21 protein-coding genes are annotated in these 20,987 nt (G+C 69.2%); 13 read left to right on the top strand and 8 right to left on the bottom strand.

The features are described 5' to 3' along the window. Window positions 1-69: 69 nt before the first annotated feature. Entirely contained in the window at window positions 70-1,098 is a 1,029-nt protein-coding gene (locus ACF8ML_RS18230; protein WP_392407589.1) for an NAD(P)-dependent alcohol dehydrogenase, read from the bottom strand. Between the two features lie 99 nt (window positions 1,099-1,197). On the opposite strand from ACF8ML_RS18230, the gene ACF8ML_RS18235 reads away from it, so the two are divergent. Then, window positions 1,198-2,121, top strand: a complete 924-nt coding sequence (locus ACF8ML_RS18235; RefSeq protein ID WP_279493990.1) for a LysR family transcriptional regulator — start codon at window positions 1,198-1,200, stop codon at window positions 2,119-2,121. Here the strand turns inward: ACF8ML_RS18235 and ACF8ML_RS18240 are convergent. Then, window positions 2,118-3,845, bottom strand: coding sequence for a GMC family oxidoreductase (locus ACF8ML_RS18240; RefSeq protein ID WP_016448538.1), 1,728 nt, complete (start codon window positions 3,843-3,845; stop codon window positions 2,118-2,120). The genes ACF8ML_RS18235 and ACF8ML_RS18240 overlap by 4 nt on opposite strands. A gap of 326 nt (window positions 3,846-4,171) precedes the next feature. On the opposite strand from ACF8ML_RS18240, the gene ACF8ML_RS18245 reads away from it, so the two are divergent. From ACF8ML_RS18245 to ACF8ML_RS18275, 7 genes are all read left to right on the top strand, one after another. Then, entirely contained in the window at window positions 4,172-5,302 is a 1,131-nt protein-coding gene (locus ACF8ML_RS18245) for an ABC transporter permease (RefSeq protein WP_016448537.1), read from the top strand. Further along, on the top strand, window positions 5,302-6,105 hold the full coding sequence (locus ACF8ML_RS18250) for an ABC transporter ATP-binding protein (RefSeq protein WP_016448536.1): 804 nt from the start codon (window positions 5,302-5,304) through the stop codon (window positions 6,103-6,105). The genes ACF8ML_RS18245 and ACF8ML_RS18250 overlap by 1 nt, the downstream gene beginning before the upstream one ends. A 213-nt stretch (window positions 6,106-6,318) precedes the next feature. Beyond that, window positions 6,319-7,281, top strand: a complete 963-nt coding sequence (locus tag ACF8ML_RS18255; RefSeq protein ID WP_016448535.1) for an MlaD family protein — start codon at window positions 6,319-6,321, stop codon at window positions 7,279-7,281. Window positions 7,282-7,294: 13 nt separating this feature from the next. Further along, entirely contained in the window at window positions 7,295-7,963 is a 669-nt protein-coding gene (locus ACF8ML_RS18260) for an ABC-type transport auxiliary lipoprotein family protein (protein WP_016453581.1), read from the top strand. 524 nt (window positions 7,964-8,487) lie between these two features. After that, a complete protein-coding gene (locus ACF8ML_RS18265) occupies window positions 8,488-8,706 on the top strand; it encodes a CsbD family protein (RefSeq protein ID WP_012202308.1) in 219 nt (72 codons plus the stop codon). 144 nt (window positions 8,707-8,850) lie between these two features. Beyond that, window positions 8,851-9,438: a hypothetical protein gene (locus ACF8ML_RS18270; RefSeq protein WP_016448533.1), complete on the top strand. Its 588-nt coding sequence runs from the start codon at window positions 8,851-8,853 to the stop codon at window positions 9,436-9,438. A 254-nt stretch (window positions 9,439-9,692) separates the two neighbouring features. Then, on the top strand, window positions 9,693-10,193 hold the full coding sequence (locus ACF8ML_RS18275) for a hemerythrin domain-containing protein (RefSeq protein ID WP_016448532.1): 501 nt from the start codon (window positions 9,693-9,695) through the stop codon (window positions 10,191-10,193). 33 nt (window positions 10,194-10,226) lie between these two features. On the opposite strand, the gene ACF8ML_RS18280 is transcribed toward ACF8ML_RS18275, so the two are convergent. Further along, window positions 10,227-10,874 (bottom strand): MarC family protein, encoded by a 648-nt coding sequence (locus ACF8ML_RS18280; protein ID WP_016448531.1) that lies wholly within the window; start codon window positions 10,872-10,874, stop codon window positions 10,227-10,229. Window positions 10,875-10,887: 13 nt separating this feature from the next. After that, on the bottom strand, window positions 10,888-11,640 hold the full coding sequence (locus ACF8ML_RS18285) for an SDR family oxidoreductase (RefSeq protein WP_154833232.1): 753 nt from the start codon (window positions 11,638-11,640) through the stop codon (window positions 10,888-10,890). A gap of 118 nt (window positions 11,641-11,758) precedes the next feature. Between ACF8ML_RS18285 and ACF8ML_RS18290 the strand changes: the two genes are divergently transcribed. From ACF8ML_RS18290 to ACF8ML_RS18300, 3 genes are all read left to right on the top strand, one after another. Then, window positions 11,759-12,451 (top strand): dienelactone hydrolase family protein, encoded by a 693-nt coding sequence (locus ACF8ML_RS18290; RefSeq protein WP_016448529.1) that lies wholly within the window; start codon window positions 11,759-11,761, stop codon window positions 12,449-12,451. 122 nt (window positions 12,452-12,573) lie between these two features. After that, on the top strand, window positions 12,574-12,864 hold the full coding sequence (locus ACF8ML_RS18295) for a nucleotidyltransferase family protein (RefSeq protein WP_047326971.1): 291 nt from the start codon (window positions 12,574-12,576) through the stop codon (window positions 12,862-12,864). Beyond that, window positions 12,861-13,229: a DUF86 domain-containing protein gene (locus tag ACF8ML_RS18300; RefSeq protein ID WP_392407592.1), complete on the top strand. Its 369-nt coding sequence runs from the start codon at window positions 12,861-12,863 to the stop codon at window positions 13,227-13,229. The genes ACF8ML_RS18295 and ACF8ML_RS18300 overlap by 4 nt, the downstream gene beginning before the upstream one ends. A 33-nt stretch (window positions 13,230-13,262) precedes the next feature. On the opposite strand, the gene ACF8ML_RS18305 is transcribed toward ACF8ML_RS18300, so the two are convergent. The 3 genes from ACF8ML_RS18305 to ACF8ML_RS18315 form a co-directional block, all read right to left on the bottom strand. Continuing rightward, window positions 13,263-13,577 carry a hypothetical protein gene (locus ACF8ML_RS18305; RefSeq protein ID WP_047326964.1) on the bottom strand — a complete coding sequence of 105 codons (315 nt, stop codon included), beginning with the start codon at window positions 13,575-13,577 and terminating at the stop codon, window positions 13,263-13,265. Between the two features lie 295 nt (window positions 13,578-13,872). Continuing rightward, a complete protein-coding gene (locus ACF8ML_RS18310; protein ID WP_374006571.1) occupies window positions 13,873-14,517 on the bottom strand; it encodes a molybdopterin-dependent oxidoreductase in 645 nt (214 codons plus the stop codon). Beyond that, window positions 14,514-16,880 (bottom strand): choice-of-anchor Q domain-containing protein, encoded by a 2,367-nt coding sequence (locus tag ACF8ML_RS18315; protein WP_209672785.1) that lies wholly within the window; start codon window positions 16,878-16,880, stop codon window positions 14,514-14,516. The genes ACF8ML_RS18310 and ACF8ML_RS18315 overlap by 4 nt, the downstream gene beginning before the upstream one ends. 164 nt (window positions 16,881-17,044) lie before the next feature. Here ACF8ML_RS18315 and ACF8ML_RS18320 point away from each other — a divergent pair, with 164 nt between their 5' ends. Beyond that, window positions 17,045-17,794 carry a response regulator gene (locus tag ACF8ML_RS18320; RefSeq protein ID WP_392407593.1) on the top strand — a complete coding sequence of 250 codons (750 nt, stop codon included), beginning with the start codon at window positions 17,045-17,047 and terminating at the stop codon, window positions 17,792-17,794. Between the two features lie 19 nt (window positions 17,795-17,813). Then, window positions 17,814-19,772, top strand: a complete 1,959-nt coding sequence (locus ACF8ML_RS18325; RefSeq protein ID WP_392407595.1) for an ATP-binding protein — start codon at window positions 17,814-17,816, stop codon at window positions 19,770-19,772. Here the strand turns inward: ACF8ML_RS18325 and ACF8ML_RS18330 are convergent. Beyond that, window positions 19,769-20,986, bottom strand: a complete 1,218-nt coding sequence (locus ACF8ML_RS18330; protein WP_047326968.1) for a magnesium transporter CorA family protein — start codon at window positions 20,984-20,986, stop codon at window positions 19,769-19,771. The genes ACF8ML_RS18325 and ACF8ML_RS18330 overlap by 4 nt on opposite strands. Between the last annotated feature and the right edge of the window lies 1 nt (window position 20,987).

The raw sequence follows: 20,987 nt of genomic DNA on the forward strand, positions 1-20,987 counted from the left end.
GCAGTTGCCGCGAAAGTGCGGGATTGCACCAGCAAGGGGCTGGGACGATGATTGCCGGTTGCCGGACGTTCAGCGCATGCGCAGCACCAGCTTGCCGAAAGCACCCCGCTCCAGATGCTCCAGGGCTGCCGGCAGATCGGCCAGCGCGTATTCGCTGTCGATCACAGGTTGCAGCTTCAGCCAGTCCACGGCACGCACCAGATCCTGCAGCGCACGCCGGTGTGCCACGCCGATGCCCTGAACGGTGGCGCGCCCCAGCAGCAGCGGATAGACCGAGCCGCGCAGCTCGTCACCCTGCAGATTGCCGATCACCGACACGCGGCCTCCCTGTGCCAGGGCCGATAGCGAGCGGCCGAAGTTATCCCCCCCGGCCAGTTCCAGCACATGGTCGGCGCCGCGTCCTCCCGTGAGGGCGCGCACCTCGGCGGCCCAGTCCGGCGTGCGGTGGCGGTGGATGCCGTGGTCTGCACCCAGCTGCGCAGCCCGCGCCAGCTTGTCGTCGCTGCCCGAAACCACCACCACGCGCGCACCCTGGGCATGGGCGATCTGCATGGCGAACAGCGCCACGCCGCCCGTGCCCATGATGACCACGGTGTCCCCGGGCCGCGTGGGCGCGGACTCGGCCAGCGCGAACCAGGCCGTTGCGCCCGCGCACGTCAGGGTGCTGGCCTGCGCAAAGTCCAGCTGACGGGGCGCGGCGACCAGGTTGTCTTCGCCCAGCACCACGTATTCCGACAGCATGCCCGGCCCGGGCGAGCCCAGCGGCAGGCTGGTGCGCGGCTGCACGCCGTCCTGCCAGCCGCAGAAGAAGGTGCTGATCACGGCGTCGCCAACCGCGAACTCCGCGACGCCCGGGCCGATGGCGACCACCTCGCCAGCCATGTCCGAGCCGGGCACCAGGGGCAGGGCCGGCCCCATGCCCATGCCGTCGCGCAGGGTCAGCAGATCGCGGTAGTTCAGCGATGCCGCATGCACACGCACCAGTACCTGGCCCTGCCCGGGCTCGGGAATGGGGACTTGCACCAGCTGCAGGTTTTCATGGCCCAGGGCGGGCAGTTGCCATTGCTGCATGAATGGGGAAGACGCAGGCACGGTCATGGAAGGCGGTCCTTTCGAGGCAGATATCAAACAGGACTTCAGTCTATTGATTCCTCCATAATTGCATTGATTCAATTGAGGCTATGGTTTGTAGAATTTATGGAACCAATTGCAAATGACAGGCTGGCAGGCGTCAGCGCTTTCGTCGCCTCGGCCGAGGCCGGCAGCTTCGCCCAGGCGGCCGAGCGCCTGGGCCTTACGCGCTCGGCTGTTGGCAAGGCCGTGGCGCGGCTGGAAGAGCGCCTGGGCGCGCGGCTGTTCGTGCGCACCACGCGCAGCCTGGGGCTGACCGAGGACGGCCAGATGTTCTACGAGCGCTGCGCGCAGGCGCTGGAGGACCTGGATGCCGCCCGGCACATGCTGGAAGCCGGGCGGCGGGAAGTGGTGGGCCGGCTGCGCATCAGCGCACCCGTGGTCTTCGGCCGCCACCACGTGGCTCCCTTGCTGCTGGAGCTGGCGCAGCTGCATCCGCGCCTGCGCATCGAGGCCAGCTTCACCGACCGCCAGCTGGACTTCGCCGATGACGGCATCGACCTGGCCATACGCAGCGGGGAACTGTCTGACAGCGACTGGCTGGTTGCGCGGCGCCTTGGCATGCAAACCATGGTGCTGTGCGCATCACCCGCCTATCTGCAGGCCCATGGCGCGCCGCGCAGCGTGGCCGACCTGGCCGGGCATCGCTGTATTGCCTATATGCGCAGCGGCCGCGCCGCCCCCTGGAGGCTGGCCGGTGAGGATGGATCGCTGGCCGCGCCCGTGCTGGAACCGGCGCTGGGCTTTGACGACATAGAAACCATCGCCACGGCCACGCTGCAGGGCGCGGGCCTGGCCCACATGCCGCTGTGGCGGGTGCGCAGTGCGCTGGACAGCGGGGCGCTGGTGCGCCTGCTGCCCGACGTGCCGGCCGCGCGCATTCCCCTGCATGTGCTGTGGCCGCGCACGCGCTTTCTGCCCTACCGGCTGCGCGTGACCATCGATGCGCTGCTGGCGGCGATTCCGCCGCTGCTGCAGGAGCAGTCCTAGGCGGCCAGCGCAACGGCCGGTTCCGTGCTCTGCCGTGCCGGCTCCTGGCCCCGGCCCTGCCTGTCCGCAAGAATCCAGCCGGCGGCCTTCTCCGCCATCATCAGCGTCGGGCTGTTGGTGTTGCCACTGGTGATGCGCGGCATGGCGCCTGCATCGATCACGCGCAGGCCCTGTACGCCGCGCACGCGCAGGCGGCTGTCGAGCACGGCCATGGGGTCGTCGGCGCGGCCCATTCGCGTGGTCCCCACCGGGTGGAAGATGGTGGTGGCAATGTCGCCGGCCAGGCGGGCCAGGTCCTCGTCGCTCTGGTATTGCACGCCGGGCTTCCATTCCTCGGGGGCAAAGCGCGCCAGCGCGCTCTGGCTGACGATGCGCCGCGTCACGCGCAGGCTGTCGGCGGCCACCTGCCGGTCCTCGGGCGTGGACAGGTAGTGCGGCGCAATGGCAGGCGCCTGGCGGAAGTCCCCGCTGCGGATGCGTACCGTGCCCCGGCTGGTGGGGTTGAGGTTGCAGACGCTGGCCGTGAAGGCCGGAAAACCGTGCAGCGGCTCGCCGAAGGCGTCCAGCGACAGCGGCTGCACGTGGTACTGGATATTGGGGTGCGCCTGCTGGGGGCTGCTGCGCGTGAAGGCGCCCAGCTGCGAGGGCGCCATGCTCATGGGGCCGCTGCGGCGCAGCAGGTACTCCAGGCCGATGCCGGCCTTGCCCCACAGCGAATTGGCCATGGTGTTGAGCGTGCGCGCCCCCTTGATCTTGTAGACCGAGCGGATCTGCAGATGGTCCTGCAGGTTCTCGCCCACGCCGGGCAGGTCGTGGCGCACGGCGATGCCGTGGCCTTGCAGCAGCGCCCCCGGGCCTATGCCCGACAGCTGCAGGATCTGCGGGGAGTTCACGGCGCCCGCGCACAGCAGGACCTCCTGGCTGGCCTGCACATCGACCATTTCCGAGCCGGTCCAGACCTGGGCGCCGCTGCAGCGCAGGCCGCCGGCGGGCAACGGCTCGAACAGCAGCCGGCTGACCTGGGCATGGGTCCACAGCTCGAAGTTGGGGCGGCCATAGCAGGTGGGCCGCAGGAAGGCCTTGGCGGTGTTCCAGCGCAGGCCGCCCTTTTGGTTGACCTCGAAGTAGCCCACCCCCTCGTTGCTGCCGCCGTTGAAGTCCTCGGTGGCCGGAATGCCGGCCTGCTGGGCGGCTTCGGCAAAGGCGTCCAGGATGTCCCAGCGCAGGCGCTGCCGCTCCACGCGCCATTCGCCGCTGCCGCCTGTGCCCGTGCCGCCGTGCAGGGCGCGAAAGCGCGCATCGGCGTTGCCCCCGGCGTCCAGCCGCCAATGGCTTTCATGCTGGCGAAAGGCCGGCAGCACCTGGTCCCAGCGCCAGGCGTCGTCGCCGGTCAGCTCGGCCCAGCCGTCGTAGTCGCGGGCCTGGCCGCGCATGTAGATCATGCCGTTGATGCTGGAGCAGCCGCCCAGCGTCTTGCCGCGCGGATAGCGCAGGCTGCGGCCGTTGAGCCCTTCGTCGGGTTCGGTCTGGTAGAGCCAGTCGGTGCGCGGATTGCCGATGCAGTACAGGTAGCCCACGGGGATGTGGATCCAGTGGTAGTCGTCCTTGGCGCCCGCCTCGATCAGCAGCACGCGGCTGCGGCCGTCGCGCGAGAGCCTGTTGGCCAGGAGGGCGCCTGCCGTGCCGGCGCCGATGACGATGTAGTCGAAGGTGGTATTGCTCATGGAGATGGGCGGGCGTCCGCTGCGGGCCGGAACGTCCTTGGGAGCCGGGGTTGGTGCTTCGGCCCATTGTGCGGACGGCATGCGCACTGTCGAGAGGGAAAGCGCGCTGGACTCCTTTTTTCGCAGCAGCGCATGCAGCAGCGATGGCGGTCCCGCTGGTTTTTTGATAAAAATTGCACGCGTAGGGCAAAGCCGTCGCGCACACGGCGTTGCGGGGCAATCTGCGGGCCGCGCCGCTCGGTTATCCTGCGGTCTTGGCGGGCGTGCCACCGTGCCTGCCCACGCGCCTCGGCCTCGCCTTCGCAACCCCCAAGGACTTCCTGCACTTGTCTGCCCTCAACAATCCCCCCCAATGCAGCCTGCGCCGTGACAACGACGGCCAATGGGCGTTGCTGACCGGCTCCTGGGGCGCGGCCGAGCTGGGCCGGCGGGCGCAATGGCGCAGGCTGCGTGCACAGCTGGCCGACGCCAAGGGCGATGACCTGGGCTGGAACCTGCAAGGGCTGGACTGGCTGGACCACGTGGGCGCGCAACTGCTGTGGAACCACTGGGGCCGTCGCCTGCCCGCACGCCTGGCGGCCAGCGACGCGCAGCGCGCCATGCTCGACCGCGTGGCCCGTTTTTCCAAGGAGCCTGCACCGCCGGCCCCGCGCCTGAGCCTGCTGGAGCACATCGACAGCCTGGGCTGCCTGGTCATCAACGCCTGTGGCCATTTCGCACAGCTGACGCGGCTCATCGGCCAGTTGCTGATCGACCTGGTGCGCTTTGCGCGTGCCCCGCACCGGGGCCCCTGGCGCGACATTTCCGGCCACCTCTACTCCATGGGCGCCACGGCCCTGCCCATCACGGCCCTGGTGGGCTTTCTGATCGGCGTGGTGCTGGCCTACCTGATGGCGCTGCAGCTGCGCCAGTTCGGGGCGGAATCCTTCATCGTCAACATCCTGGGCATCTCGCTGATCCGCGAGCTGGGCCCGCTGCTGGCGGCCATCTTGGTGGCGGGCCGCACGGGCTCGGCCATCACCGCCCAGATCGGTGTGATGCGCGTCACCGAAGAGCTGGACGCCATGCAGGTCATGGGCATACCGCACGGCTTTCGCCTGGTGCTGCCGCGTGCGCTGGCGCTGGCCATTGCCATGCCCCTGGTCTCGCTGTGGACCACGCTGGCCGCGCTGGCCGGCGGCATGCTGGCCGCCGACCTGACCATGGGCGTCACGGGCGCCTACTTTGCCGAGGCGCTGCCTGCCGCCGTGAAGATCGGCAACCTCTGGATCGCCATGGGCAAGTCCGTGGTCTTCGGCGCCCTCATCGCCTTGATCGGCTGCCACTGGGGCCTGCGCGTGGAGCCCAATACGCAGAGCCTGGGCAAGGGCACGACGGCCTCGGTGGTGTCGGCCATCACCATGGTCATCGTGGTGGATGCGATCTTCGCAATCCTTTTCAAAGATGTCGGAATCTGATGGCCATGGACACCGAAACCTCCTCCACGCCCGCAGCCGACGAGCCCATCGTGCGCATCGCCGGGCTGTGGAGCGTGTTCGGCGAAGGCGAGAACGCCTTTGCCGTGCACCAGGACCTGGACCTGGATGTGCAGCGCGGCGAGATGCTGTCCATCGTCGGCGGCTCGGGCACGGGCAAGACCGTGCTGCTGCGCCAGATGCTGGGGCTGCTGGAGCCCACCAAGGGGCGTGTCGAAGTGCTGGGCCGCCCGGCCAGCGAAATGGGCCGCGAGGGCGCCGCCAGCCGCGTGGGCATGCTGTTCCAGCACGGGGCGCTGTACTCGGCCTTCAGCGTGCTGGACAACGTGGCCTTCGCGCTGCGCGAGCAGGGCACGCTGCCCGACGAACTGGTGCGCGACGCGGCCCTGGTCAAGCTGCAGATGGTGGGCCTCAAGCCCGAGCATGCCTCGCGCATGCCGGCCGATCTCTCGGGCGGCATGATCAAGCGCGTGGCGCTGGCGCGGGCGCTGATCATGGACCCGCCCCTGCTGCTGCTCGACGAGCCCACGGCCGGCCTGGACCCCACCAGCTCCGACGAATTCTGCGAACTGCTGCGCGAGCTGCGTGCCGAGCTGGGCCTGACCGTCATCATGGTCACGCACGACCTGGACACGCTGTTCGCACTGTCCTCGCGCGTGGCCGTGCTGGCCGAGAAGAAGGTGCTGGTCAGCGGCCCGCCGCGCGAGGTGGCCGAGTTCAAGCATCCGTTCATCGAGCATTTCTTCCAGGGCGAGCGCGGCAGGCGCGCGATGAGCACGGTATGAGAAGCCCCCCTGAGTCGCTTCGCGCCTTCCCCCCTCTCGCTTTGCGGGGGGGGGCGTACGGGCACCCGGCGACACCCTCGCGGCGGGGCGGCCCTTGCTCGGTGTCCCTTGCCTTGGGGTGCGCCGATTTTGAAGGCCGCGCTCTGAGTGCTGGCCCTGGGGGCTGTGGCCCCATGCCTTGTTTTGCTGGGCTCAACGTTATGGACCATTGATATGGAAAACAAATCACATGCCATGGCGGCCGGCATTTTCGTGCTGGTCGTGGCGGCCCTGCTGGCGGGGCTGGCGATCTGGCTGACGCGCGATACGCGGCAGTACAACGAGTACGAACTGTCCACCAAGGATGGCATCAGCGGCCTGCAGGCCCAGGCGGCCGTGCGCTACAAGGGCGTGGCCGTGGGCAAGGTCACGCGGATCGGGTTCGATCCGCAGACCAATGGCAATGTGCTGATCCGCATCGCCATCGGCGTGAACACGCCCATCACGCCCACCACGTTCGCCGTGCTGGGCTACCAGGGCGTCACGGGCCTGGCCCATGTGCAGCTCGATGATGCGGACCAGCCCCAGCCCCAACTGCCCCCGGGCCCCAGCGGCCTGCCGCGCCTGCCGCTGCGCTCTTCGCCGCTGAGCATGCTGGCCGACCAGGGGCAGGTGCTGCTGGAGCGCGCCGATGAGATCTCGCGCCGCCTCAGCGACATGCTGGACACCGACAACCAAAAGCGCGTAAGCCAGGCGCTGGAGAACATTGCGGCCGCTGCCGCAGGCGTGCAGCAGCTCACGCAGAACCTGGACCGCACGCTGTCCACCCAGGTGCCGCAGCTCGCCGCCGACGCCCACAACACCCTGCAGTCGCTGGAGAAGGCCAGCAACGGAGCCGCCGCCGTGGCGTCCGAGCTGCAGCAGACCGTGCGCCGCGTGAACGCGCAGGACGGGCCGCTGGAGCAGATCGCCCAGAGCACGCGCGCACTGACCCGCATGGCCGATTCGCTGGGCCGCAGCACGGTGCCGCACGCCAACCGAGCGGCCGATGATGTCTCGCGCGCCGCGCGCCAGATGGGCACGGCCGCCAGCCGCTTCAGCGACAACCCGCAGGCCGTGATCTACGGGCCGGGCCAGGCCCGTCCGGGGCCGGGCGAGCCCGGCTTCGTCGCCCCGTCTGCAGCCACCCAGCCCTGACCGAGGAACCCGCATGTCCCCATCTCGCAAGACCGCCGTGGCCAGCGCTGGACTGGCCGCCGCCCTGATCCTGCTGGCCGGCTGCTCGGCCCTGCCGCAGCCCCCCGCCCAGCCCGCACGCTATGACTTCGGGCTGGCGCCGCTGTCCACGCCCGCGCAGTCCGCCACATCCGCCGCCCCGCAGGCACGCACGCCGCTGGCGCTGGCCGATGTGGAGGCCCCCGCCCTGTCCGACGGCAGCACGGCCATGTTCTACCGCCTGGCCTATGCCAACGGCCAGGAACTGCGCCCCTACCAGCTGGCGCGCTGGAGCCAGCCTCCTGCACTGCTGCTGCAGCAGCGCCTGCGCAGCCAGCTGGGCCTGCAGCGCCCCGTGCTGGCCAGCAGCGAAAGCGTGGCCCAGCCGCGCCTGCAAGGCGCCGTGCCCACGCTGCTGCGCGTGGACATCGAAGAGTTCAGCCAGGTCTTTGACGCGCCCGGCTCCAGTGCCGGCGTGGTGCGCCTGCGCGCCACCCTGGTCGAGCAAAGCGGTGCTGTGGACCGCCTGCTCGGACAGAAGGTGTTCGAGGTGCGCAGTCCTGCAGCTTCGGGCGATGCGGCGGGCGGCGCCCAGGCCCTGGCCAAGGCCACGGATGCGGCCATTGCGCAGATCGATGCGTGGCTGGGGCAGCAGGGGCACTGAGCTGCTGCTGGATTTCCAGCCCATCCATTCTCTTGAGAACGGCTGGTGGGTGCATTGCATCCGCTGGCCGTTTTTTGTTTTCGGCAACTGGCTCTGCAAGCAAGTGGACTTTTTCTGCCCCTGCCGGATGGTTGCTTTTCGAGGCCGGGTCTCGGCCCGGCAGCCGACTGCCCTTTTCTTGATTCGCCAAGAAAGGTCAGATCACGAAGCAAGCCTGTCCTTCGGCAGGCTTGCAACCCCGCAACCGCCACGGCGCAGGTGCGGACATACGGGGAAAAGGCCGGGTACTCAGGGCAGGGGCGGGCCGCGCCTGACCCAGCGCTTCCCGCGCGTCCGTCAGGGGCTGTAGTCCCGATCCCACCGTCTCGGCTGCCCCTGGGACGACCGTCAACACTAGGTCCAGACTACGGCGCGCGGCGCGCAGGTTTTTTACAGTGAAACCGTCGCTGATGCAGATCGCGGCTTTGAAAAAAACAAGGCCTGATTGCACGGCACGACTTCAACATCACTGAAAGGAACAAGCCATGAATGAAGACCGCATCAAGGGCAACTGGAAGCAATTCACCGGCAAGATCCGTGAGCAATGGGGCAAGCTCACCGATGACGATCTGGACGTGATCGCCGGCAAGCGCGAGCAATTCCTGGGCAAGCTGCAGGAGCGCCAGGGCCTGGCCCGCGACGCTGCCGAAAAGCAGCTGACCGACTGGCAAAAGCGCAACCCCGACTTCCGCTTCGAAGACTGACGAGGGTGGACTGCGGATGGGCTGGTCGCCCTGGCCGGCGCCGCCATCCGCTCCTCGACAGCCAGCGTGCCTGAGGGCACGCACCAATGGCCCGCCGCCGCAGGCACCAAGGGCCGGTTCAGTACAAATACAAGGAGTTCCATCATGCAAACACCGCAACGCTTTCGCCACATGCTGTCCGCCGTCGCCCTGGGCCTGATGGCCTCCGGCGCCATGGCCATGACCAATGCCGAGCACACGGCCGCCAAGAACCAGATCGAGGCCGACTACAAGGCTGCCAAGGAACAGTGCAAGCCGCTCAAGGACAACGCCAAGGACGTCTGCGAGAAGCAGGCCAAGGGCCAGGAAAACGTGGCCAAGGCTGAGCTGGAGTCGCGCCGCAATCCTTCGCCCAAGAACAGCGAAAAGGCACTCAAGGCCAAGGCTGATGCGGACTACGACATCGCCAAGGAAAAGTGCGATGACCTCAAGGGCGACGCCAAGGACGTCTGCGTGAAGGATGCCAAGGCTGCCCATGTGCGTGCCGTCGAAGCCGCCAAGGTGAACAAGGCCCAGGCCGAACCTGCCGCCAACTCTGCCGCCAAGGCCGCCAACGTGGCCGAGACCCGCAAGGACGCTGCCGAGGAAACCCGCGAAGCCGACTACAAGGCTGCCAAGGCCCGTTGCGACACCATGAGCGGTGACGCCAAGGATGCCTGCGTGGCGGATGCCAAGCGTAAATATGGACAGTAAGCTGGTAGGCACCCCCTGAGGCGCTGCGCGCCTTCCCCCTCTCTACTTGCTTCGCAAGGGAGGGGGACGGCACCTTCGCCACGAGGCGGCTCTTGCTCGGTGCCCCTGGCCTTTTGGCCGCGCCAGTTTTATCCGCCTTGACCAAGCCCCGCTCGCGGGGCTTTGCTGTTTTCGGGTTGGCTGATGTGGGTCAAACGGGTTGGGCGGTGCTGTTCCTAAGCTGCAGTCTTTCATGATGAAGGCAGGAGAAGCATATGGCCGTGCTGGAATGGAGCGGAGCGCTGGCATTGGAGTTGCCGGCCATGGACGAGGTGCACCAGGAGTTCGTGCTGCTGCTGGCCGAGGTGGAGGCGGCCGATGATGCGCAGCTGTGCGTGCGCTGGGATGAGTTGATCGCGCATACGCAGGTGCACTTCGACCAGGAAGACCGCTGGATGCAGTCCACGCGGTTCACCAGCACCAACTGCCACAGCCTGCAGCACAAGGTGGTGCTGCAGGTGATGCGCGAGGGGGCGGCCAAGGCGGCAGCGGGGGATCTGGCCGTGATCCGCAGCATGGCGGGCGAGCTGGCGGCCTGGTTCGTGCACCATGCGCAGACCATGGATGCGGCGCTGGCCCTGCATCTGCGCAGTGCGGGCTTCGATCCCGCCACGGGCTCGCTGGCCCACCCCGAGGCCTTGCCCGAGCAGCCCATCACGGGCTGCGGCGGTGCCTGCGACGGCAGCGCCGACCGCGCGCGGGCCGTGCCGGCCTGATCCGGCGGGCCTTCAATCGGCCAGCCAGCCCGTTCAGGGCACGATCGCGGGCGAGGCCAGGATGGGGAAGATCTTCACCAGCCCGCCCGCCATCACCTCCACGGCCAGGGCCGCGAGGATCAGGCCCATGAGCCGCGTCATCACGTTGATGCCGGTCTTGCCCAGCACGCGCGCAATCGGGTCGGCCAGCGAAAAGCAGACCATCACCACCAGGGCCACCACCACGCCATAGCCCACCAGCGCCAGGTGCTGCCAGATGGTGCGTGCCTGGTCGGCATAGATCACCACGGTGGACATGGAGGCCGGCCCCGTCAGCAGCGGAATCGTCAGCGGCACCACGGCAATGCTGTTGCCCATGGCGGCCTTTTCCGCGCCTGCCGCCAGAGTGGGCGCGTTGGGCCGTTCCTCGGCCGGGCGGGCGTTGAGCATGTTCATCGCGCTGATCAGCAGCAGCAGGCCGCCGCCCACCTGGAAGCTCTGCAGCGAGATGTTGAAGAAGTCCAGCACCTGCAGCCCGATGATGGCGCAGGCCGCGATCACGCAGAACGAGGCCAGCGCCGCCGTGCGAATGGTCTGCTGGCGCTGCTGGGCGCTGAATCCCTCGGTGTAGTGGATGAAGAAGGGGACGATGGCCAGCGGGTTGATGATGGCCACCAAAGTGATCAGCGGTTTGAGGTCCATGGTTGCCTTGGAGCTAGAGGTTGCCGCCCGAGATATCGACCAGGCTGCCCGTGGTGTAGTGCGAGCCGTCGGACATCAGCCAGAGGATGGCGTCGGCCACCTCCTCGGCCCTGCCGCCGCGCTGCATGGGCACGTTGGGCGCCAGGCGCTCGACGCGGTCGGGCTGTCCGCCGCTGGCGTGGATGCCGGTCTCTATCAAGCCGGGCCGCACGGCGTTCACGCGTATGCCCTGGGCGGCGACTTCCTTGGCCAGGCCCAGCGTCATCACGTCCAACGCGCCCTTGGCGGCCGCATAGTCCACGTACTGGCCCGGTGCGCCCAGCCGCGAAGCGATGCTGGAGACGTTCACGATGGCGCCACCCCGTCCGCCGTGGCGGGTGCTCATGCGCCGCACGGCCTCGCGCGCGCAGATGAAGCTGCCGATGGTATTGACGCGGAACATGCGCTCCAGCCGCTGCACGCTCATCTCGGCCACGGTCTGCGCGCGGTCCACCACACCGGCGTTGTTGACCAGGGCATCCAGCCGGCCGAACTGCGCATCCACCGCACCGAACAGGGCCAGCACCTCGGCTTCGTCGCCCACATCGGCCTGCACGGCCAGCGCGCGGGTGCCGGCCAGTTGCACGTCGGCCACCACGGCCTCGGCCGCATCGCGCTGGTGCTGGTAGCTGATCACCACGTCCCAGCCCCGGTGCGCTGCCATGCGTGCCGTTGCGGCGCCTATGCCGCGGCTGCCGCCGGTGATGAGCACGACTTTTCGTTCCATCGAATGTCTCCTGTGAAAGAATTGCCGCACGGGCCGGCCCGCCGCCATTACAGCATTGCGGGGCGCGTCCGCCCACCGGGAAATCACAACAGGTTCTCAGACAGAAAGGAACGCGGACATGGGCAGTTTTGTGCAGTTGACTTCATTGGATGGCACGTCTTCGCCGGCCTGGGTGGCCCGCCCCGACGTGCCCGCGCGCGGTGCCATCGTCGTGCTGCAGGAGATCTTCGGCGTCAACGCCCATATCCGCGCCGTGACCGACCGGCTTGCGGCGCGGGGCTATGTGGCCGTGGCGCCGTCACTGTTCACGCGTGTGGAGCCGGGTGTGGACCTGGGCTACGGCGACGCCGACCGTGCCAAGGGCATGGCGCTGAAATCCGCCGCCGAGGCGCTGCCCCAGCCCGGCGTGCTGCCCGAGATCGAGGCCGCCATCGCCCATGCCGCCACGCTGGTGCCCGGCGGCAAGGTGGGCATCGTGGGCTTTTGCTGGGGCGGCCTGTGGGCCTGGCGCGCGGCCTGCAACCTGCCCAGCCTGTCGGCTGCGGCCTGCTACTACGGCGGCGGCATGACCACGCCGCTGGAGATGGGCCGCGAGCCGCTGTGCCCCGTCATCGCCCACTTCGGCCGGCGCGATGCGCACATTCCCGTGGACGCCGTGCAGGCCTTCGCCCAGGCGCAAAAGCATGTGCAGGTGCACCTGTACGACGCAGACCACGGCTTCAACTGCGACCAGCGCAGCGCCTACGACGAGGCCAGCGCCCTGCAGGCGCGCGATCGCACGCTGGCCTTCTTCGACCAGCACCTGGCCTGATCTGCCGTGCCGGGCGTGGCCCGGCATGGAAAATCCAGGCATCGGGATTTCCGGGAGTGCTGCTTGAAACCCGGTGCCTGATGCAATAGGCTTTCCAGAAGTCTCAACAGGAAAGGATGTCCATGCGACCGTCCGTGGTGCTCGACATGAATCGCAGCGCAGTGCGTGAAATGGCCAGCCGTTTCCGCACTGCGAACCCGCGCGTCTTCGGCTCCGTGCTGCATGGCACCGACCGGGACGGCAGCGACCTCGACCTGCTGGTCGATGCATTGCCGGGCGCGACGCTGTTCGACCTGGGCGGCCTGCAGGCCGAGCTGGAATCGCTGCTCGGCCTTCGCGTTGATCTGCTGACGCCCGGAGACCTGCCGCTGAAGTTCCGTGCCCAGGTGCTTGCGGAGGCGCAGCCGATATGAACGGGCATCGCCTTCCCGATTACCTCGATCACATACAGCAGGCCGCAACGGATGCCTGTAGCTTCGTGGAGGGCTTGGCCAAGGAGGATTTCCTGGAGGACAAGCGCACCCAGCAGGCCGTCATCATGAGCCTCGTCATCATCGGCGAGGCTGTCACGAAGGTCATGGATGGCTATGCCGAGTTCGCCCAGACACACGGGCAAGTGCCATGGCGCAACATGCGCGGCATGTGCAACCGCATCGCCCATGGCTATTTCGACATCAACCTCGATCTGGTGTGGGACACCGTGCAGACGGCCTTGCCTGAATTGCTCAGGCAATGGCCATCCATTCGCCGGGATGCGGACGGCGCCAGGCCGGGCTGACCGGTGCTGCGCGAGTGTCCGCAGCTGGCCTGATCAACCCCCGGGGTCCGGATCACAGGCCGGCCCCGGCGTCGCCTTGCGCGCCTGCACGGTCTGCAGCGTGCCCCGCAGCGCGCGCTGCTGCGCGGTCAGGAAGCTCATCAGCCCGCCCAGGTCGTTCAGTTGTTGGTCGGGGCCGGCCATGCAGCACAGGTCGATCACCAGGCCCATCTGGTGCATGCAGTCCTTGATGCGATAGACCTCGTATTCGGAAATGGGGTAGTACAGGCCGGTCTCTTCCCCGGGCGGGCCTAGGGTGGAAGAGGGAGGGGTGGCAACTGATTCGCCGGATGGAGTGATGTCAGCCATGGCAGCTCCTACGTGACATAAAGAGCCTGCCGCCACTCCGCCAAGAGAGGTGGCAGGACTGTGCAGGTTGGCGGACCGGACGTAGGACCGGCACCCCCTTACGGAGGTCCCGCACAGCCCCGCCAAAACGGAACCGTGCCCGGCGCAGCACCGGGAAGATGAAAAAGCCGCTGCCTCGTGAAAAAGGCGTGCGGCTGCTGCGCCTACGTTGTTCCGGGCCGCCAAGCCCGTATCCCCCGAGGGGATCGCGAAATGGTACTCCAAATGCGCGCCCTGCCGCGCTCTGAAGCCAGCTTCAGCCCTGGGGCTGCTGCGCGTGCAGCCCCATGTGGTACAGCCCCCAGGGCGCCTGCGCAAAACGTTCCTTGAGCGGCTTGCCTGCCAGATCGGCAATGCGGTCGGCGTCATACATGGCCCATTGCGGGCCCAGGCCGCCCAGGCCCAGGCGCAGGCCGTCCATGTGCGTGGCCAGCAGCATGCGCCATTGCAGGGCCTGCGCCAGCGGCAGCTGGGCGCGGTAGCCGTCGATGGCCTGCAGGGTGATCCACTGGCCCTTGGCCGCTGCGGCGGCGGTGTCCACGCCGGCCGCCTGCAGCACGGTGGCCAGCAGCGGGCCGCGCAGCCGGTGGGGCTGGCCGTCGTATTCGATATGGGGCGTGATCTCCACCGTGGGCAGGCGCTCCAGCGCACCGGCCCCTGTGGTCCAGGCCGAGTCGAAGGCCAGGCCATGGTTTTTCAGCAGCAGATCGGCCACCGGGTCCAGCGGCCCCCGGTTGCCGCGCACGCCGGGGCCGCTGATGGTGAGCACGGCGGCTTCGGTGCTTTTCCCGGGGGCGGCGGGGGCGGCCAGGGCGCTTTCGCACAGGGCCAGGCCGGTGGCTGCGCTGGCGGCCAGCAGGCTGCGGCGTGAAAGCGGGCTCCGGCTTGCGGATGCGGTCATGGGGAACTCCTGGGGGTGCGTGGCGATGTGCCAGCGCCGATTTTCCGTGAACTCCTCTCCCTTCGCGACAGCGCAGCGCCTGCAGCGGTCAAAAGGCCCAGCAGCGCCAAGGCGGGCAGGCCCAGGCCCGGCACGGGCGTGGCCGTGGGGCCGGCAGGACCCGCTAGCGGCACGGCCAGCAGCACGGGGTCGCTGATGGCACCCGGCGCGGGATTGCTGTCGCCCGTGGCGGCGGCGGTGGAGCTGCCGTTGTTGTCGGTGACGGAAAAGCGCAGCGTGCGGCCCTGCAGGCTGTCGATGGGCCAGGGCACCCATTGCTGGTCCAGGTACTTGAACAGGCGGGCATGGGCGGGAATGGCCTCGGGCAGCGTGAGCGTGACGCCCAGCTTCTCGCCCGGCATGCAGTACATGGCCTGGAAGCTGGCCTGTCCCCAGGGATAGCGGTGCCCCGCGGGCAGGCTGCCGGTGGCTGCCGTGAAGGCGGGCGCGCCGTCGAGCACGCAGCCGCCGCTGGGGCTGTCCAGGGCCAGGGTGACGGCGCCGCCGGGGCCGGAGCCCGTGTACGTGGTGTCGGGCACGAACATGGCCAGCACGTTGCGCGCCCGGTCCATGGTCACGGTGCAGGAGGCGGCGTTGCCGCTGCAGTCATTGCCCCAGCCTGCGAACCTGTAGGCCGGAGCGGGCGTGGCCGTCAGCGTGACCAGGGTCTGGGCGCCGGAGGGGTAGCTGGCGCTGCACTGTGCCGGTGTGCCGCCGCCGGAAGGCTGCGTGCATTGCACGATGCCGCCGTCCAGGGGCACGGGCAGGTCGCCGGCCGTCACGCTGCCGCCTGGCGTGCTGACCTGCACGATCAAGGCAGCGGCACCCTGCAGTTCCACCGCGCCCATGTCGCAGCCCGCGCCCTGGGGACGCACCTGGCCGCGCTGGTCGATGAGGCCGTTGCAGTAGTAGGACGGTACGGCGTCCACGGCCGGCGAGCCTGCGGCCGGCAGCAGGCTGGGCGTGGCGCCGCCGTTGTTGTGCAGGCTTGCCAGCAGGGGGTCCTGGTCGAAAAGATTGGTGCCCCTGTCGTCGATGTCGATGGCGCCAAGCGGCAGGCCGGCGGTGCTGACGGTCCTGAGAATGCTGTAGTCCAGGCTCACCAGCGGGTTGTTGCCGTCCTTGTTGTAGATCTCCGGGCCTGTCGCGCCAGTCGCGTTCCACAGAATGCTGGAGACCAGGGCGACAGGGTTGGCATACCCGGTGGGCCAGGCGGCATCGTTGTACAGAGCGTGGCCTCTGCCGTTCGCCTGGCTGGTGCCCGCCTGGTTGCCGGCGAAGGTGGTGAAACGGACCAGCGAACTGCCCGTGAACGAGGTGCCCACCGTGCGGTAGTACAGGGCGCCGCCATGGCGGCCTGCGCGGTTGCCGGTGAAGGTGACGTCCTCGATGCGCAGGGCATTGGCCGTGTTGTGCACCAGGTGGTAGAGGGCGCCTGCGTCCGCGCTGGCCGAATTGCCGGTGAACAGGGACTGGCGTATCTCCATGGCATTGGCGCCGTTGCCCCAGCCTTCGCTATAGATGGCACCGCCCATGGCTGCGCTGTTGCCGCTGAAGCTGGCCTGGCGGATCAGGGGGCTGGCGGTGCCGGCGTTGTCGGAAAGGTTGAAGAGGGCGCCGCCCTGGCCGGCATTGGACTCGGCCTTGTTGCCGCTGAACACCACGTTGAGCAGCGTGGGGCTGCAGGCGCTGCCCGCTCCCGCGCCGTTGCAGTACAGGCCGGCACCGTGGTAGCTGGTGCCGCCGGACTGGCCCGCCGTGATGGTGAGGGTGTCCAGCCGTGTGTTGTCCCGTGTGTAGGGGCCGCCGCTGCTGCTGTTGCCCCGCCCGCCGATCACCACCACGTTGAAGCTGTTGCCGCCCTGGATGTCCGTGGCGGCGGGCGTGATGCCGCCCGCGCGGTTGCTGTCATTGCCATCGATGTCGCCGGACAGCACGGTCAGGCGCGGGTCGGTGGTGCGTTCCTCGGGTGCGGCGCTGTTGCCGGTGTAGCCGCCCAGCAAGTGCACCGGGGCGTTGATGGCAAAGCTGGCGCTGCGGTCCGTGCCGGCCGTAGGCCGGTAGATGCCCTGCTTGAGCCGGATGCTGCTGCAGGCGCCACTGCCCAGCGCGGCCTGCAGCGTGGTGGCGCTGCTCCAGTCCAGGCCGCTGGCGGCGGCGCTGCCGTCGCTGGCCGCATGGCAGGTGAGTTGGCTGCCGGCGGGCGCGGCCTGTGCGCCCGGGGCGGCGCCCAGCAGGGCGGCCAGGGCCAGGGCGCGGGGCACGGCGCGGGTCAGGGCGGTAATGCCGGCCTGCGCGGTGCGGGGCATGGGCAGGAGGGCCATCGTCTATCTCCTTGAACCTTGAAGTCGGTGCCGGGTGGCCTGGGCGACCATAGCCACTGGCGCCTTTCCTGTATGTCCCCCTTTCGGGCGACAAGACGGGGCACCCCTATCCATGTGAACATGCGGGCCTTGCCGCCATGGCAGGTCCGCAGAACTTTTGGCCCATGCACGCAGACCCTCCAGACAGTCCAGCCAGCCCCGCCGGAGCCGGCAATGCCGCGCCCACACCCATCCGCGTGGCCGTGGTGGAGGACGACGCCGCCTGCCGCCACGCCCTGGTGGGCGTGATCAATGCCGCGAAGGACATGGTCCTGTGCTGGGCGGCAGCCAGCCGCACGGAGGCCCTGCACCAGCTCGGCCGCGCCGATGGGGCCGGTGCCATGGACGTGATGCTGGTGGACCTGGGCCTGCCCGACGGCAGCGGCCTGGAGGTGATTGCTGCCGTGCGCACCCGCCACCCCGGGGCGGCGGTGATGGTCAGCACCATCTTTGGCGACGAGCAGCATGTGCTGGCCGCCATCGAGGCCGGCGCCATGGGCTATCTGCTCAAGGACCTGGCCGCCGACGCGGTGCTGGAGGAAGTGCGCAGCCTGCACGCGGGCGGCAGCCCCATCAATCCCATGGTGGCGCGCAAGCTGCTGCTGCGCCAGCAGCGGGCCGGGGCGGTGGCCGGGCTGCAGCCGCCTGCCGAGCCGCAGGCCGCCGCGCAGGCGCTGTCCACGCGCGAGCTGGAGGTGCTGCGCCTGGTGGCGCGCGGCCACACGCTGGACGAGGTGGCGCGCCAGCTGGGCGTGTCGCGCCACACGGTGCGCACCTTCGTGCGGCGCATCTACGGCAAGCTGCAGGTGTCCAGCCGCACGCAGATGATGCATGTGGCCTTGCAGCGCGGCTGGCTGGCCGAGGGGCGGCAATGAGCGCCGCCACGGTGGGCAGATGACGCAGCCGCTGCTGCAGGGGAGGGTCTTGCTGGTTTCGGCGGGACTGGTGGCGCTGGCGATGCTGCTGGCGGGGGCATTCGGGCTGCGTGGCCCCGTCGCAGGTGAAGCGGTGCAACTGCGCCAGGCGCAGCTGTGGCGGTCGGACAGCACGCACTGGGCGCCGCCTGCGGCGCTTGCGTCGGCCGACGACGCGGTGCTGGATGCATCGACGCCGTGGAGCGATGTGGACCTGCCCTATGGGGGCGACAGGGCCGTGTCGGGCAGCGGCGACCTGGCAGCGGCGCCGCCCGAGGTGCGCTGGTTCCGCGCCGTGGTGCCGCCTGAAGCCCTGGTGCCTACGCCGCAGGGCGCGCGCCTGTATATCCCGCGCTGGCAGACGGTGGGCACGGTGGCGGTGTATGTGGATGGGAAGCTGGCCTGGCAGACGCGCGGCAGCCGGGTGTGGAACAGTTTCAACCGGCCGGTGTGGCTGGACCTGGGCGGGCTGGCGCAGCCGGGCAGGCCGCTGCAGGTGCATGTGCGCATGGCCAGCCAGCAGGGCGTGGGCGGGGCGCTGTCCAGCCTGTGGGCGGGGCCGGCCGAGTCGCTGCGCCTGTCCTGGCGGCTGCGCAGCCTGCTCCAGGCCGATATGGTGGTCTACACGGCGGGCTCCTACCTGGTGCTGGGCCTGTTCGCGCTGGCGCTGTGGACGCTGCAGCGGCGGCGCGGGGATGTGGTGTTCCTGCTGTTCTTCCTGATGTCGCTGTGCCAGTTGCTGGGCTCGCTGCAGTTCATGGTGGACGGCGAGGGGCTGGCCCTGTCGGACGGCTGGTTCTCCTGGCTGACGCTGGCCGGCCTCATGGGCGCCACGGTGGCGGCCTTCCATTTCCTGTGCCTGATGCAGCGCAGGCGCCGGCCCTGGCTGGGCCGGGTGCTGCAGGGCTATGTGGGCACGGTGCTGCTGGTGGCGGTGCCGCTGTGGGGGCCGGCGCACGAGACCATCCTGCCGCTGCTGCGGCTGCTGATGGTGCCGCCGGAGATCCTGGTGCTGTGCATGGCCGTGGCGGGCGCCTGGCGCATGCGCGATGGCGGCAGCACCATGCTGGCGGTGTGGATGCTGCTGTCGTTTCCCATCGGCTTCCATGACCTGGCGCTGCAGAGCTACCTGATCAGCATGGAGAGCATCTACCTGACGCCCTATGTGTACCTGGGGCTGTTCACGCTGTTCCTGCTGGTGGCCTACCGGCGCTACAACGGCGCGCTGGCCGTGGCAGAGAACGCCAACCTGCATCTGGCGGAACGGCTCAAGGCCCAGGAGGCGGAGCTGGCCCAGGCCCATGAACGCCTGCTGGCCGTGGAGCGCGAGCAGACGCTGATGCAGGAACGCCAGCGCCTGATGCGCGAGATGCACGACGGCGTGGGCTCCTCGCTGATGAGCGCGCTGCGCGTGGTGGAGTTCAACCAGGCCGGCACGGTGGACCTGGTGCAGCTGCTGCAGGAGTGCATCGATGACCTGAAGCTGTCCATCGACTCGCTGGAGCCGCTGGACTGCGACCTGCTGGCGCTGCTGGCCGGGCTGCGCTACCGGCTGGGGCCGCGCCTGGAGGGGGCGGGGCTGCGGCTGCACTGGGAGGTGAGCGACCTGCCCGCGCTGCCCTGGCTGGACGCGCAGGCCGCCCTGCATGTGCTGCGCATCCTGCAGGAGGTGCTGACCAACATCATCAAGCACAGCGGCGCGCGCGAGATCACGGTGCGCACGGCACAGGCCCCGCTGGACGGCCGGGCCGGCGTGCAGGTGCTGGTGGAGGACGACGGCCACCCCTTCGACCGCGCCCAGGCACCCACCGAGGGCCGCAAGGGACTGGTGAACATGCGCACGCGTGCGCTGGCGCTGCAGGCGCGGCTGGACTGGGCGCCGCTGGCCGGCGGCAATCGCTTCACGCTGTGGATGCCGCTGGAGCGGGCGGGGCCCTAGCCCTGCGCCGTGCGCGCCATGTAGCGCTTGCGCCAGAAGAACATGGTCAGGCCCACGGCAATCGTCGTCATCGAGCCCATGGCCCACCAGAAGCCGTCCTGCTTGTGCACCAGGGGGATGAACTCGAAGTTCATGCCGAAGATGCCGGCAATCAGGTTCAGCGGCAGGAACACGGCCGTCAGCGCGGTCAGCGTGCGCATGATGTCGTTGGTGCGGTTGCTCTGCACCGAAAAATGCATCTGCACCACGGTCTCGGTGCTTTGCTCCAGCCGCCGCACATGGTGGACCACGCGCTCTATGTGTTCCAGCACGTCGCGGCTGCGCACCTTGAGCAGGTCCAGCTCGCGCAGCGCCGCCGCGCCCTCGGGGGGCGCCCAGGTCTCCAGCGCGTCCGTCCAGTCCTGCACGGCGGCGCGCTGGTCTTCGCAGACTTCGTCCAGCTCATGCAGGGCCAGCCGTGCGTCCAGCAGCGCCCCCCAGTTGGCAAAGCGCGTGCGCGGGCGCAGCAGCTCGGTCTGCCAGTGGTCCAGCTGGCGCGACAGTTCGCGGCGCAGGTCCAGGAAGCCGTCCACGATGAGGTTGACCACGCGCAGCATGAGGTCGGCCGGGCTGGCCGGCAGCCGCGTGCCGGATGTGGGGTTCAGCCGTCCCTCGCGCAGATCGCTGGGCATGGCGGCCAGCAGCCGCGCGGCATAGGCGTCGCGCACGGTGCAGTCGTCGGGGTGCACGGACAGCAGCACCTGGTCGAACATGGCAAAGCCCACGGGGCTGGTGTCGATGTTGCGCAGCACGGGCGGGCCTGTGCGGCGCACGGGAGGCGAGGGGGGCGCCGCCTGCGCCGCAGGCGAAGAGGCCGTGCCGGCCTGCGCGGCGGCACGCGCCTGCCCGCTGGCCAGGCGGCGAAAGACCAGCAGGTCGTACTGCGAGGTGTAGTCGTAGCGCGATGGCAGCTGGGCGTTGAGCAGGTCCGAGACATGCAGGTCCACCAGCTGCTGGCCCGACAGCAGCTGCAGCGTGCGCTGCACGTCGGCCAGCCGCTCCTGCAAGGTGGCGCGGGTGCAGGAGATCCACAGGAAGCCCTGCGCGGGCGCCTGCCCGGGCAGGTCGGCCAGTTCGGTGGCGCCGCCCGGCTGCAGGTGGAAGATGCGCATGTTCCTGGCGTTCCCGGCTGGGGGAGCGGCTCCCGTGCCCGTGGGCGGCGTCACCGGCGGCATG

Origin of the sequence: Delftia sp. WSY_10 (assembly GCF_043104705.1) — a bacterium.
Classification (GTDB): Bacteria; Pseudomonadota; Gammaproteobacteria; order Burkholderiales; family Burkholderiaceae_C; genus Comamonas; species Comamonas tsuruhatensis.